Source organism: Gammaproteobacteria bacterium (assembly GCA_033344735.1).
Taxonomy (GTDB): Bacteria; Pseudomonadota; Gammaproteobacteria; order UBA4575; family UBA4575; genus UBA1858.
On sequence record JAWPMW010000001.1, the window covers coordinates 1160237 to 1174603 of the forward strand.

Annotated in this window: 14 protein-coding genes; 3 read left to right on the top strand and 11 right to left on the bottom strand. The window is 40.5% G+C overall.

What is annotated here, in order from left to right; all coding sequences use genetic code 11:
• Position 1 precedes the first annotated feature (1 nt).
• The 3 genes from R8G33_05895 (at position 2) to R8G33_05905 (ending at position 4199) form a co-directional block, all read left to right on the top strand.
• Positions 2-424, top strand: a complete 423-nt coding sequence (locus R8G33_05895) for a DNA polymerase III subunit chi (protein ID MDW3095183.1) — start codon at positions 2-4, stop codon at positions 422-424.
• Between the two features lie 125 nt (positions 425-549).
• Entirely contained in the window at positions 550-3309 is a 2760-nt protein-coding gene (locus tag R8G33_05900) for a valine--tRNA ligase (GenBank protein MDW3095184.1), read from the top strand.
• Positions 3310-3575: 266 nt separating this feature from the next.
• Positions 3576-4199, top strand: a complete 624-nt coding sequence (locus R8G33_05905; protein ID MDW3095185.1) for a LysE family translocator — start codon at positions 3576-3578, stop codon at positions 4197-4199.
• Positions 4200-4277: 78 nt separating this feature from the next.
• Here the strand turns inward: R8G33_05905 and R8G33_05910 are convergent, their stop codons facing one another.
• From R8G33_05910 to tilS, 11 genes are all read right to left on the bottom strand, one after another.
• Positions 4278-4667, bottom strand: a complete 390-nt coding sequence (locus tag R8G33_05910; protein MDW3095186.1) for a hypothetical protein — start codon at positions 4665-4667, stop codon at positions 4278-4280.
• A gap of 2 nt (positions 4668-4669) precedes the next feature.
• On the bottom strand, positions 4670-5092 hold the full coding sequence (locus R8G33_05915) for a glyoxalase (protein MDW3095187.1): 423 nt from the start codon (positions 5090-5092) through the stop codon (positions 4670-4672).
• On the bottom strand, positions 5092-5763 hold the full coding sequence (gene tsaB, locus R8G33_05920) for a tRNA (adenosine(37)-N6)-threonylcarbamoyltransferase complex dimerization subunit type 1 TsaB (protein ID MDW3095188.1): 672 nt from the start codon (positions 5761-5763) through the stop codon (positions 5092-5094). Before tsaB ends, R8G33_05915 begins: the two co-directional genes overlap by 1 nt.
• A complete protein-coding gene (locus R8G33_05925; GenBank protein MDW3095189.1) occupies positions 5738-7666 on the bottom strand; it encodes an ATP-dependent DNA helicase in 1929 nt (642 codons plus the stop codon). Before R8G33_05925 ends, tsaB begins: the two co-directional genes overlap by 26 nt.
• A 15-nt stretch (positions 7667-7681) precedes the next feature.
• Positions 7682-8149 (bottom strand): 2-C-methyl-D-erythritol 2,4-cyclodiphosphate synthase, encoded by a 468-nt coding sequence (ispF, locus tag R8G33_05930; protein MDW3095190.1) that lies wholly within the window; start codon positions 8147-8149, stop codon positions 7682-7684.
• A 3-nt stretch (positions 8150-8152) separates the two neighbouring features.
• Positions 8153-8854: a 2-C-methyl-D-erythritol 4-phosphate cytidylyltransferase gene (gene ispD / locus R8G33_05935; GenBank protein ID MDW3095191.1), complete on the bottom strand. Its 702-nt coding sequence runs from the start codon at positions 8852-8854 to the stop codon at positions 8153-8155.
• The gene (gene ftsB / locus R8G33_05940; protein ID MDW3095192.1) at positions 8851-9144 is read right to left on the bottom strand and encodes a cell division protein FtsB; all 294 of its coding nucleotides are present in this window, start codon (positions 9142-9144) and stop codon (positions 8851-8853) included. Before ftsB ends, ispD begins: the two co-directional genes overlap by 4 nt.
• Before the next feature lie 37 nt (positions 9145-9181).
• Complete coding sequence (gene eno / locus R8G33_05945; GenBank protein MDW3095193.1) at positions 9182-10459, bottom strand: phosphopyruvate hydratase; 1278 nt, start codon at positions 10457-10459, stop codon at positions 9182-9184.
• A 45-nt stretch (positions 10460-10504) separates the two neighbouring features.
• Complete coding sequence (gene kdsA / locus R8G33_05950; GenBank protein ID MDW3095194.1) at positions 10505-11341, bottom strand: 3-deoxy-8-phosphooctulonate synthase; 837 nt, start codon at positions 11339-11341, stop codon at positions 10505-10507.
• Entirely contained in the window at positions 11338-13026 is a 1689-nt protein-coding gene (locus R8G33_05955; GenBank protein MDW3095195.1) for a CTP synthase, read from the bottom strand. Before R8G33_05955 ends, kdsA begins: the two co-directional genes overlap by 4 nt.
• A 61-nt stretch (positions 13027-13087) precedes the next feature.
• Positions 13088-14359 carry a tRNA lysidine(34) synthetase TilS gene (gene tilS, locus R8G33_05960; GenBank protein ID MDW3095196.1) on the bottom strand — a complete coding sequence of 424 codons (1272 nt, stop codon included), beginning with the start codon at positions 14357-14359 and terminating at the stop codon, positions 13088-13090.
• Between the last annotated feature and the right edge of the window lie 8 nt (positions 14360-14367).

Here is a 14367-nt window from a genome sequence, read left to right on the forward strand (position 1 = left end):
CGTGCCACAAATCGATTTTTATATTGTCGATGACCGCGCGACAGATGCTTGGTTGCGCTACGCATGTCGCTTGGTTGAAAAAGCCTATAATCTAGGTATGCATGTCCATATTCACACGCCCAATGAAAGCTTAACCAAGCAAATGGATGAACTACTTTGGGTGTTTCGTGATCGAAGTTTCATCCCACACCAACAGACTTGTGCGGAAAATGAGCTATGCGCAGTTACCTTGAATCATCTCCAGTTACCAGCAAAACGCGAGTTACTAGTCAATCTTTCTCCCGATGCTCCTGATTTTTATAATCAATTTGAACGTGTTATAGAAGTTGTTAGCACTGAAACCGCAATGAAACAAAAAGCACGTGATCGTTTTCGCTTCTACAAAGAAAAAGGTGATACTCCTACTCACCATCAAGTAAGTTAAAGGTTACTCACACACTTTTTTGTGCAATTGATGCAACAAACAATGGTTAGCACAAGCGTTTACAAATAGAATAGCTATATTAATTTCTCACGCGACTATTATCATCTTCAGGAAACCGACCCAACGTGGAAAAAGTCTACCAACCTCACGACATTGAAAAGCATTGGTACCAGGAATGGAAATCTCAAGGATATTTCCAACCCTCTCAGTTAGATGCGCAACCCTTCTGCATTATGATCCCACCTCCGAATGTCACTGGTACTCTACATATGGGACATGCTTTCAATAATACTGTGATGGATAGTCTGACACGCTATCACCGCATGTGCGGTGACAACACGCTATGGCAGCCTGGTACAGACCATGCAGGAATTGCAACGCAAATGGTCGTTGAAAGACAACTTAATGCCGCCGGCACTTCGCGTACAGAATTAGGTCGAGATGCTTTTCTAGATAAAGTTTGGGAATGGAAACAACACTCTGGTAACACCATTTCTCAGCAATTAGAAAGATTAGGCTCTTCAGTAGACTGGTCACGCGAAAGGTTCACCATGGATGACGGCTTATCTAAAGCTGTGCGTGAAGTGTTCGTTCGATTACATGAAGAAGGTTTAATTTATCGCGGCAAAAGACTCGTTAATTGGGATCCAGTGTTACATACTGCTGTCTCAGACTTAGAGGTCATATCAGAAGAAGAAAACGGCCATCTCTGGCATATGCGTTATCCTTTAACAGATGGCAGCGGACACTTAGTAGTTGCAACAACTCGACCGGAAACTATGTTGGGTGATAGTGCTGTCGCTGTTCACCCCGAAGATGAGCGCTACAAACATTTAGTTGGCAAATCGGTCACTCTACCAATATGTAATAGAGAGATACCTATCATTGCTGATGATTATGTAGATCCTGAATTTGGCTCTGGCTGTGTGAAAATTACACCTGCACATGATTTCAATGATTATGAAGTAGGCAAACGTCATGATTTACCCATAATTAATATTTTTACAGTGGATGCTAAAATCAATGAAAATGCGCCTAATGCATTCAAAAATATGGATCGCTATGACGCTCGCAAAAAAGCAATCGATGATCTTAAAGAATTAGATTTACTTGAAAAGATTGCCGACCATAAACTAATGGTTCCACGTGGTGATCGATCTGGCGCAGTAGTTGAGCCCTTCTTAACAGACCAGTGGTATGTGAAAATTGAACCGCTTGCTGAACCTGCAATTAAAGCGGTTGAAGACGGTACTATCCGTTTTATACCAGAAAATTGGAATAACACTTACTTTGAGTGGATGCGCAACATTCAAGATTGGTGCATTAGTCGTCAGCTTTGGTGGGGGCATCGCATTCCTGCTTGGTATGATGAACAAGGCAATGTTTATGTCGGCCGCGATGAAACTGAAGTCCGCAATAAACATAATTTAGACGAAAGCATTAATCTTACACAAGATGAAGATGTTCTTGACACCTGGTTCTCATCAGCACTGTGGCCTTTTTCAACGCTAGGCTGGCCAGAAAAAACGCCTGAGCTAAAACAATTCTATCCAACTTCAGTACTAGTTACCGGCTTTGATATTATTTTCTTCTGGGTCGCACGCATGATTATGATGGGCATGAAATTTATGGATGATATCCCTTTCAAGGATATCTATATCCACGGCTTGGTACGCGATTCCGATGGACAAAAAATGTCTAAGTCAAAAGGCAATGTACTAGACCCAATTGATTTAATTGATGGCATTACTTTAGAGGCGCTTATCGAAAAACGTACTAAGGGTCTCATGCAACCTAAAATGGCTGCGAAAATTGAATCCTCTACACGCAAACAATACCCCGACGGTATTCCTGCGTTTGGCACGGATGCATTAAGGTTTACATTTGCAGCATTAGCATCAACCGGACGTGACGTTAAATTTGATCTACATCGTATTGAAGGTTACCGAAATTTCTGCAACAAGCTATGGAATGCGTCTCGCTTTGTACTAATGAACTGCGAAGATCAACAAGTCGCAGATAAAATTGATTTTGCATCGTTACCGCCCACAGATAAATGGATACTAAGCCGTCAGCAAGAGTTAACAGACTTGGTTCATCGCGACATCCAAAATTATCGTTTTGATCTGGCTGCCAAAGCCTTGTATGAATTCACCTGGAATGAATTTTGTGACTGGTACTTAGAACTAATAAAACCAGTGATGTTTTCTGATGATGAACACGCAAAAAAACAAACGCGACGAGTGCTGCTTGAGGTGCTTGAGAATCTACTCAGACTACTGCACCCAATTATTCCTTTTATTACCGAAGAAATATGGCAGTCAATTGCTCCCAAATTAGGCATTAATGAAAAAAGCATCATGCTTCAAACTTACCCTAGGAGTAATAATGATCTAGTTGATGTGAATAGCGCTGCTGAAATAGACTGGTTAAAAGAGTTTATTGCTGGTGTTCGCAAGATACGATCGGAAATGAACATTCCTCCAGGCAAGGAAGTTCCTGTGTTTCTGCAACAATGTTCAAGTACAGACATAGAACGACTTGAAACGCATCGTAACGCTTTAGACAAACTCGCCAAACTCGAAAGCATTACCGTAATACCCAATGAAGAAGCACCTGAAGCTGCATTAGCCCTGGTTGGTGAAATGAAAGTGTTGATCCCTATGGCAGGCTTAATTAATAAAGATGAAGAACTACAACGACTGACTAAAGACATTAGCAAACTTGAATCCAATATTGAGAAAACTCAAGCAAAATTAAACAACCCAAACTTTAAAGACAAGGCGCCTGCTACTATCGTAAAAAAAGAACAAGATAGAATAAAAGAACAAGAACAGACACTGGCCGAATTACACCAGCAAAAAGATAAGATACAAAAACTATAGCTGTCGCTATCTGTAATTAACGACTTTAAAAATTATGTCACACAAACACAGAGATTAGTCGTTAACTCATGACCCCTACCGCTAATGCAACAATAATAATGGCTATCACCATTGCGGCAAACATTTGACTATCACTCACCACGATTCTCCTTATCAACGATGTGTAATAAAATTTTAACATTGATATGTTAGGGATGTACTTACTTCTCTTTATATCTAAATTAAGAGATTTTTATTACTTTGTAATAATAAGATGATGCATAAGAATGACTAGCCAACCCGAAATATACTATTTTATTATTTCATCATTTCTTCTGATTATTTCGCCAGGCTCAGACAATATATTTTTAGTAGCACAATCAATAAGATTTGGCCCTCAGGCGGGCCTATTCACCGCGCTGGGATTGGCTAGCGGCAATCTTATTCATACTATCGCGGCAGCACTAGGCATTACATTAATCATCAAAACATCGCCTTTGGCTTTTTCTAGTTTAAAGTTTTTGGGCGCAGCGTATCTCACATTCCTGGCATATCAAATAATTACATCAGGCAATAAGCCCAAGACACATCAAACTACAAGCCATTTTGATAATGCAGCATTCTTCAAAAAAGGGTTACTACTCAACGTACTAAATCCAAAAATTGCATTATTCTTTATTGCCTTTATGCCACAGTTCATCCCCTCCTCATCCACACAACAACACATTGACATAATTATTCTTGGGTTAATTTTTGCTTCCATGGTGACGATAATTTTTGGAAGTATTGGCTTATTTGCAGGAAGAGCAATGCAATTTTTTCACATAAAGCCTGGGAGCTATCAAATCATTAACTGGATAATTGCATTAATTTTCATAACACTTGCGATCAATCTTATTTTAACTGGCTAGAGTTAAAAGTAATTACAACTACTTTAAATTTATTAAAAGAGAAATTTGAATCGCCGCAAAGGTAGTATAAAGACTAACTTATTTTTCCTGACTAGAATTAGACAAATCTTTTTGCTGATCTTTTTTATCAATTAGCACATAAGAATTAGACTCATGTCCCTTATTACATTTTGCTTTTATGGTGATCTTACTTGCATCTATAGGCAATGACACATCGCTTAGATTTCGCGTAAATGGCTGCTCATTGACATGTGGATGATACAAGGTCCTCTTAGCAATTTCTTTTCCATCATTTGCAATCACTACCCATTCATTTGCATAGTGATCCCAGCCCGTGTCTGCATGACGTATCGTTACAGCAATATTGAAAAGTTGATTAGTCTTCACTTTAGCTTCAGCCTTCAAAATTTGCGGAGGATGAGCATACGCTGATGCTGACATCACTAATAATAACAATAATTTCTTCATTTTTATTCTGCCTTAAATATAAATGTTCTATCCTGGAAACATTTAAATTCTAAAAAGTTTTCGCATGGATCCTGAATAAAGAATGTTCTCTGCTCTCCAGCTTCTCCGGCGAAACGTATATAAGGATCTATGTAAAAATCTATATTGTTTCGCCTGACATGCTTCACCAAGTCGTCCCAGTCTTTCCTGTCCAATATCACTCCAAAGTGTCTAGCGGGAATTGCTTTAGAATCAACCTGATTTCGGCCTGACTGCTGCATCATAGTTTCATCTAGATGTGCAGTGATCTGGTGACCAAAAAAATTAAAGTCAATCCAGCGTTCGCTTTCTCTGCCGATCTCACAGCTTAATACCGAAGTATAAAACTCACGAATTGTCACAAGATTAGTGACAGGAAATGCCAGATGAAACGGAGGCGAACTCATTACTTCTGATGAGCGACTTGATTTCGCAAATACACTGGCAACGCATACATAGCTTCTACCATTTGTTGAGTATGGTATTTATGCTTAGCAAGATGCACTGTTACTTTTGCATGCGGCAATGCATCTTCAATAATATTATCTATATTATTGAACCCTTGTTTCAGAATTTTTTTATAAGTCCCCCAACCAGTTCCCAATCCACATGAGATGTTATGCATTGTTTGGGCATTTGCAGGTAATTGCACTCTCTCTTCTCCTATCAGGGCTACGTTATCAGCCGTTTTCTTATATAACGCCCAGTATATTTCATCCATACGGGCATCAATCGCAGGCATCACCACCTCGCCATTATTTATCGGCGCCTGAAATGCTAAATTTGCTAAGGTAGATATACTCGCCACAGGCAGATCATGCGCTAAAGCAATACCCTGGGTTACGCTAGCAGCAATACGAATTCCCGTGAACGCACCTGGACCACAACCAAACCCTATTCCGTCTAATTGCTTTAAAGTAATTCCTGCGTCAGCTAACAGCGACTCACACATAGGCAGGATTAGCTCATTATGCCTGCGCGGTGCTAACTCAAAACGCTCGACTATTTCATCATCGATGAGTAGCGCCGCAGAACAAGCTTCTGTAGCTGTCTCAATACCCAGCAGCTTCACTGTCATGAATAATCTCTAAAAATTGTTTAATTTCTGTTTCATCTTCACTAATTGTCATTGGCGGCAGACTTTTTAAAAAAGATTTTCCGTAAGCTTTAGACTTTAATCTTGGGTCCATCAGCACAACAACACCACAATCCTGTTCTCCGCGAATCAGCCTCCCAACACCTTGCTTCAAATTCAAAATTGCTTGAGGGATCTGATAACTCATAAAAGGATTTTCACCTGCTTCTTCCAACGCCTTTGATCGCGCGCGCACTAAAGGATCTGCAGGAGAAACAAATGGGAGTTTATCAATAATCACTAAGCGTAACCCTTGCCCCTTAACATCCACACCCTCCCAAAAACTTTGCGTGCCTAACAACACGCAATTATTAGTCTCTTGAAATTGCTTTAATATTTCTCGCTTAGCTGCTGCGCCCTGAACCAATATATTAAATGCACTATTTTTTAACAATTCAGCAGCCTGGTTTAATGCTTTATGACTAGTAAACAACATAAACGCGTTACCGCGACTTGCTTTCAGCAGCGGAATTGACCTATTCACAATCTCTTCAGTATAACCCTGTTCATTTGGTTGCAGATTGATTGATGGCAAATACAATCGAGACTGACCCGCATAATCATATGGGCTATCACACATTACACACTCAGAGTTTTCCAGACCCAATTGCTCAGTGAAATGACTAAAACTTTGTTTTGCTGTTAACGTTGCCGATGTATATATCCATGCACATTTATATTCCTGAATTGCCTTCTGATAAGGAATAGCAACATTAAGCGGAACACTACCTAATCGAAATCGTCTCCGCCCCAATTCAATCCATTGCACAAATTTGCTGTCAGCACTTTTAAACTCATCTAATAATCCATTAATTTCACTGACACGTTTATATGACTGAGCCAACCCTGGCGTTTCATCAGCAATCACTATTAATTTTTCTTCCAATACTAACAACGAGGCTACTAGCTTTTCATAAGCAACATGGACTGTCTTATCATTCATCATGTCACGCCATAGTTCACGCTGCTCTTTCATTTTCTGAGCCACACTACTATAGAATTTTTCTACCACATCTAATACTGCGTAGTAACTTTTACTGATTGAGGTAATATTACTTGTTAACTGAGAACATTCTTTACTTATATCTGCAACCAAATCTTGTAATTGACGACTACTAAGATTACTCCCAAAAAAGTTTGGCAATACCTCTGTCAGTTGATGTGCTTCATCTAGCACAAATACATCTGCACTTGGTAATAACTCGCCAAAACCCTCACCCTTAAGAACCAAATCCGCACATAGTAAATGATGATTTATAACAACCAGATCAGATTCCTGGGCTTGTTTACGCGCTTTCAGCACATAACACTTAGTGTAATCAGGGCATTCTCCTCCTAAGCAGTTATCACGTGTAGAAGTTACATGTGACCATATTTCAGATTGCTCAGATAACTCATTTACCTCAGCGACATCACCTGTTTTTGTCACAACAGACCACTCTTTTACCTCACTATAGGCATTCTCCAATCTTGGATTATCTCCAAGATCATGTTCAAATCTCTCAAAACGATATTTACATAAGTAGTTTGAGCGGCCTTTAAGTATCGAAGCATTAATTGAAATTGATGCAGCTTGTTGCAGCAACGGCAAATCAGTATAAAAAAGCTGATCTTGCAAGTGGCGAGTTCCTGTTGATATCACCACCTTCTGACCAGATAACATGGCGGGAATTAAGTAAGCAAATGTTTTACCCACGCCAGTACCCGCTTCCACAACCAAAGTACTTTTATGCTGAATAGCTTGGTTCACAGCATCGGCCATCATTACTTGCTGTGTACGATACTTAAAACCTTTAATATTTTGAGCAAGCTCACCTTCCAAGGAAAAATAATTTTCGATAGACAAAGTAATGCTCGCTACTTATCGCAAAAGAACAACAGCCAGTGCTGCTATTCCCTCTTCGCGCCCAACAAATCCCATATGTTCTGTTGTCGTTGCCTTCACATTTACCGCATTAAGATCTAGTTTTAAATCTTGTGCAATATTTTTACACATCGCATCAATATACGAAGCTACTTTTGGTGATTGCAGTATCACCGTAGCATCCACATTGCTAACCATTAAACCTTGAGAATATATTTTTTTTGCAATATCGACGACAAACTCTCGCGAATCTCTATTCTCATGGTTATCATCTTGATCAGAATAGTGCTTACCAATATCACCCAGACCTGCGGCACCCAATAATGCATCACAAATCGCGTGCAATAAAACATCACCATCTGAATGCGCTTCGATCCCAAACTTATGTGGAATTATCACACCACCCAAGGTAATTTCACTACCTTCAGTAAAACGATGCGCATCAAATCCTTGCCCAATTCTCATCTGTTACTTTCTTTTTTGTAAAATCATCTCAGCTATAGAAACATCTTCAGCAGTGGTTATCTTTAGATTTTGCGAGTCACCTTCCACCATACAGGGTTTATATCCCACATATTCTAGCGCGTTAGCCTCATCTGTAATTCTGACATTATCTGCAAAGGCTTTAAGTATTGCGCTGCGAAGAACTTCGAATTTGAACATCTGGGGTGTATATGCTCGCCATATATTTTCACGATCCAAAGTGTTTTCAATATTACCTTTTTCAACTTGTTTGATTGTATCTGGCATGGGTGAACCAACGATACCGCCCACATCATGTTGAATACAAACACCTATTAACTTTTCGAGATCACTCATAGTTAAACATGGTCTCGCGGCATCATGCACCAATACAAAATCATCTTTATCTAGCTGTGCTTCAAAACTATTTAATGCATTCAGCACTGAATGTGCTCGTGTCGCACCACCAATTACTGTATGTATTTTCTGCGATCTAGTCTTTATATTCAGCTCATCGAAATGAACATCTTGCTGATTTAAAGCAATAGTAATACCTGCAATACAGCTATTTTTAATAAAGGGACTGATTGCATGCTCTAGAATAGTTTTACCTGCAATTTTTAGATATTGCTTAGGTAGCGATGAGCCGACTCTTTCGCCAATCCCAGCCGCAGGGATTACTGCCCAGCATTTGGGCACTGTGCTCATTTGGTTTTTTGAGAATTTTCTTTTTCGATGACCTGAAAGAACGTTTCGCCCTCGCGAATCATTCCTAATTCCATTCGCGCTCGTTCTTCAATAGCATCGAATCCTGACTTAAGATCTTCAACTTCGGCAGCAAGCACTTCATTTCTTTCGAATAGCTGTTGATTCTTGGCTGTCTGATTATCAATACGGTCACTCAAGTGAGCCAATTTACGCACTCCATCTCTGTCTATCCACAACTGGTATTGCAGAATCATAAATACGGTAACTAAAAATACAACAAACAGCTTCATTGAGTTTATTTATTGCGCCTTCTTATCGTTCAAAAAATTACTGATGAAATACTTTCTTACCTGGGTAGACTGCTTTAGCGCCTAACTCTTCTTCGATACGTAGCAATTGATTATACTTCGCTACCCTATCAGATCGAGACAAAGAACCCGTTTTAATTTGTCCAGCACCAGTAGCAACCGCAAGATCTGCAATAGTCACATCTTCAGTTTCACCAGAACGATGCGAAATTACTGCGGTGTAATTTGCATCATGAGCCATTTTAATCGCCGCCATAGTTTCTGTTAGCGATCCAATTTGATTAAGCTTAATCAAAATTGAGTTAGCTACACCCATCTTGATTCCTTTAGCAAAGATCTCAGTATTGGTCACAAACAGATCATCACCTACCAACTGTATTTTATTACCAAGAGCTGAAGTTAATTTAGCCCAACCATCCCAGTCACCTTCATCTAGACCATCTTCGATAGTAATAATGGGATACTTGTTGGCAAGGTCCGTTAGAAAGCCTACAAAATCTTCACTTGAATAAACTTTACCTTCGGATTCCAAATGGTAATTTCCCTCTTTATAAAACTCGGAACTAGCGCAATCTAAGCCAATACTAACTTGCTCACCAGACTTATAGCCTGCCGACTCAATCGCTTGCAAGATTATCTCAATTGCTTGCTCGTTTGCCTCTAACGACGGCGCAAAGCCACCTTCATCACCGACTGCTGTATTCAAGCCTTTGCTTTTAAGTATTGATTTCAATGCATGAAAAATCTCACAACCACATTGTATTGCTTTACTAAATGATTCAACCCCATGAGGAACCACCATAAACTCTTGTATATCAGCACCTTTATGCGCATGCGCACCACCATTAATTATATTCATCATTGGTACCGGCAACACCATGTCAGCATTTGTGTTTAAGTAACGATATAATGGTAATTGTTTCTCAGCAGCGCTGGCTTTTGCCACTGCAAGTGAAACAGCTAGAATTGAATTAGCACCGAGATTAGCTTTGTTATGTGTACCATCTAAGTCCAGCATAATTTGATCAACATTAGCCTGATCTAAAGAATCAACACCTACCAACTTAGATTTAATTTTTGTGTTTACATTTTCTACCGCTTTCTGAACCCCTTTTCCAAGATAGCGCTGCTTATCTTCATCCCGCATTTCTAAAGCCTCTAGCGCGCCCGTTGAAGCACCTGATGGTACGGCTGCTCTTCCAAACGCACCCGACTTCAAAGTCACATCCGCTTCTACTGTTGGGTTCCCACGCGAGTCAATAATTTCTCTTGCTTTTATATTCTTTATTTCAGACATAATTGTTTCAATCCTTGTTAAGCCCTTATAAATCCCTATTTATTTCTATAGGAATGTTTGCTCTGTAAGCGTTGATGATTTCACCACCTTATCCAAATCGCATAGCGTGGATAAAAGCTCAGGCACTAGTTGTAGAGGCAAAGAGTTGGGTCCATCACTCTTAGCATTTTCTGGGTCAGGATGGGTTTCAATAAACAAACCTGCAATTCCCACACTCACGGCAGCACGTGCCAATACAGGGACAAACTCGCGTTGTCCGCCAGACCGGCTTCCCTCTCCGCCGGGCAATTGTACCGAATGTGTCGCATCAAAAACTACTGGACATCTTGTCTCACGCATGATCGCTAATGAGCGCATATCGGAGACTAAATTTCCATATCCGAATGATACACCACGTTCACAGACCATAATTTGATCATTCCCGACAGCGCGTGCTTTTTCTACAACATGCTTCATATCCCAGGGAGATAGAAACTGCCCTTTTTTAATGTTCACTGGCCGGCCAACCGACGCAACTCTTTGAATATAATTGGTTTGTCGGCAAAGGAAAGCGGGAGTTTGTAATACGTCTGCGACTTCAGCTACTTCTTCTAGCGGACTATCTTCATGCACATCGGTGACAATTGGCACATCAAATTGCTCTTTTACTGCCTGCAAAATCTGTAAACCCTTTTCAATTCCTAGACCTCTGAAACTAGAATCAGAAGTGCGATTTGCTTTATCGAATGAAGACTTGTAAATAAAAGGGACATTATTATTTTCTGCGACCTCTTTTAGACGCCCAGCTGTTTCTTGAGCGAGATCGAGACTTTCCACCACACAAGGACCCGCCATAAGGAACAACGGGTGTTCCAACCCAATCTCGAAGTTGCAAATTTTCATACTGATTCAGTAAGAGATCTATCTTCTGATATAGAGGTGGCCTGAGTATTCAACTCTTTATTTGTTGAACGACCTCTTCTAGCCGCTAGTACAAAACCAGAAAATAACGGGTGTCCGTCACGTGGAGTAGAGGTGAATTCTGGGTGGAACTGGCAACCGATAAACCATGGATGGTCTGTTATCTCAACCACTTCTACTAATTTATCATCGATAGATTTACCTGTAAAAGACAAACCTGCATTACTTAAGCTTGCCATGAAAGTATTATTAAATTCATAGCGATGACGATGCCTCTCTAAAATTACATCTTCACCATACATATCACGCACTAGCGAGTCTTCGGACAAACGACATTGCTGCGCACCTAATCGCATGGTGCCGCCCAGGTCAGAATTGGCATTTCGCTCTTCTAAACTCCCATCACGTTGCTGCCACTCGGTGATTAAAGCAATTACTGGATCGGGTGTGTCATAAGAAAACTCAGTACTATGCGCTTGAGGCATTCCTGCCACATTACGTGCAAAATCAATCACAGCAACTTGCATGCCCAGACAAATACCTAAATAAGGGATGCCATTTTCGCGCGCATACTGTGAGGCTAAAATCTTTCCTTCAATACCGCGCTGACCAAATCCACCTGGCACCAAAATGGCATCAGCATCTTTAAGCACTTCGACACCATTAACTTCTATTCTTTCTGAATCAAAGTATTTAATATTTACTTGAGTACGAGTTTGCGCACCCGCATGAATTAATGCTTCATTGAGAGATTTATAAGACTCGGTAAGCTCAACATATTTACCAACCATATATATATTTACTTCTACCTCAGGAAACTCAATAGCATGAACCACGTCTTTCCAATCGGATAGATCTGCAGGCGGCAAGTCTAATTCAAATTTTTCTAAAACAATGTCATCTAGTCCTTGCGAATGAAGCCACAATGGGATTTTATAAATACTCGAGACATCGACGGAAGAGATAACCGCTTTTTCTTCAACATTAGTAAACAAGGCAATCTTCTTACGCTCATTATCTGGTACTGCCTGCTCACCACGACAAAGAAGAATATCTGGTTGAATTCCAATAGAACGCAATTCCTTAACTGAGTGTTGTGTCGGCTTGGTTTTAAGCTCTCCAGACGCTTTTAAATATGGCACAAGTGTTAAATGCAAATAAATAACATTGCTACGCCCGAGCTCAACACCAATTTGACGAATTGCTTCCATAAACGGAAGCGACTCAATATCACCGACCGTGCCCCCGATTTCAACTAGCGCGACATCAGCACCTTCGGAGCCTTTCTTAACCGACGCCTTAATTTCATCCGTAATATGAGGAATTACTTGAACAGTTCCACCCAAGTAATCACCACGTCGTTCTTTACGAATAACACTTTCGTAAATTTGCCCTGTAGTGAAATTATTATTGCGCGTGGACCTAAAACGCACAAAGCGCTCATAGTGACCCAAGTCTAGATCTGTTTCTGCGCCATCTTCGGTGACATACACTTCGCCATGCTGAAATGGACTCATTGTTCCTGGATCCACATTAATATAAGGATCTAGCTTTATCATGGTAACTGAGAGGCCGCGCGCTTCTAGTATTGCACCTAGTGAGGCACTGGCGATGCCCTTACCCAATGAAGAGACCACCCCGCCTGTGATAAAGATGTACCGTGTCATCAATTAGATTCCGAAGTGCAAGATGGGATATTAGGGTACCAAAGCCTGAGGATAGCCTCAATCAATATCCTTCCCCAATCCAGTATCCCCACACAAAAATTAGCTGTTGCTGGTGAAATAGTAAGGGAATTCTGTCACGTTCCCATGGTTTTACACCCTGCTCTTGGAATAGCTTTTTTAAGTCTTTTTGACAACCTCTCCCACGTGGACGCATCGCTTCCCCACCTTGACGGAATTTGACCAGCAAATTTTCGACATCACATAAATTGATACCAAAATTATCTAATTGCTCACGAGTTAACGTCAGCCCCAAAGAATCTATAATTAATGGACGCTTCAAGTCCCATTGATAGCTTTGTGTAACATCATGTTTAATCATAATGGGCTGCAAATAGAGCAGCCCACGATATTTTCTAATTTCATTATACTGCCAACGAATGCAGGCCCCACAATTATCGCGACTGCGTACTGCATCATCTACTACTCGCTGTAAAATTTCAGCACTTGGGGTTAGATAGCCCGCTGATTTAATCCACCAACGTAGTACATTTTTCAGACGCGCATTATCCAGAGCTTTGATTTTCTCAATATCGAGCGCATAGCTTTTATCTATAGCATCCTTAGCATCCAATTTTGCTAAGTCATTTAGCATTTGCATAGATTCACTTTGCCACTGACCACTACGTCCGATGGTGTCCTGTAAACCTTGCCAACGCGAATGCAATAAGGGCATTACCTGGAGCCGCAAATAATTTCTATCATGTACCAATGAATCATTTGAAGGATCATCAAGCCAACTTAATTGATGTTTTTGTGCATACTCTTCTATCTGTTGGCGAGAAATGTCTAGCAATGGTCGCATTAACAATGCCTTGCCAAGTGCTCTTTTTGACGCACAACCAGCTAAGCCATGCACTCCTGCACCTCGGAAAAGCTGCAGGAGCATGGTTTCGATTTGATCGTCGGCATGATGAGCTGAAAGTAGTAAATCGTTGACACCCAATACACTCTCAAATGCTTGATAACGCGCTTGGCGTGCCGCACCTTCAACACCAAGATGATTATATTGTTCTACATCGACACAAATAACATCAATATCAATATTCAGCTCATCACACTGATGTCGACAATGTTGCGACCAAGCATTTGAATCAGCATGAATTTGATGATCGATATGAATGGCCTTTAATAATCGGCCCCTCGAAGCACAGGCAATATTAGCTGCATGAAGAAGTACTGTTGAATCTATTCCACCGCTATAAGCAATGCAGATAGACTTTGTCTCGTCAGTGTATAATAGGCAATCGTGTAGTTTTTTTAAGATATCAGGCATATTCTGCC

Excerpts from the sequence above, each read along its gene's own strand:
- R8G33_05955 (MDW3095195.1), bottom strand. The coding sequence starts at position 13,026 with ATGACACGGTACATCTTTATCACAGGCGGGGTGGTCTCTTCATTGGGT.
- R8G33_05915 (MDW3095187.1), bottom strand. The coding sequence starts at position 5,092 with ATGAGTTCGCCTCCGTTTCATCTGGCATTTCCTGTCACTAATCTTGTG.
- tsaB (MDW3095188.1), bottom strand. The coding sequence starts at position 5,763 with ATGACAGTGAAGCTGCTGGGTATTGAGACAGCTACAGAAGCTTGTTCT.
- R8G33_05905 (MDW3095185.1), top strand. The coding sequence starts at position 3,576 with ATGACTAGCCAACCCGAAATATACTATTTTATTATTTCATCATTTCTT.
- ftsB (MDW3095192.1), bottom strand. The coding sequence starts at position 9,144 with ATGAAGCTGTTTGTTGTATTTTTAGTTACCGTATTTATGATTCTGCAA.
- tilS (MDW3095196.1), bottom strand. The coding sequence starts at position 14,359 with ATGCCTGATATCTTAAAAAAACTACACGATTGCCTATTATACACTGAC.
- eno (MDW3095193.1), bottom strand. The coding sequence starts at position 10,459 with ATGTCTGAAATAAAGAATATAAAAGCAAGAGAAATTATTGACTCGCGT.
- kdsA (MDW3095194.1), bottom strand. The coding sequence starts at position 11,341 with ATGAAAATTTGCAACTTCGAGATTGGGTTGGAACACCCGTTGTTCCTT.
- R8G33_05910 (MDW3095186.1), bottom strand. The coding sequence starts at position 4,667 with ATGAAGAAATTATTGTTATTATTAGTGATGTCAGCATCAGCGTATGCT.
- ispF (MDW3095190.1), bottom strand. The coding sequence starts at position 8,149 with ATGAGAATTGGGCAAGGATTTGATGCGCATCGTTTTACTGAAGGTAGT.
- ispD (MDW3095191.1), bottom strand. The coding sequence starts at position 8,854 with ATGAGCACAGTGCCCAAATGCTGGGCAGTAATCCCTGCGGCTGGGATT.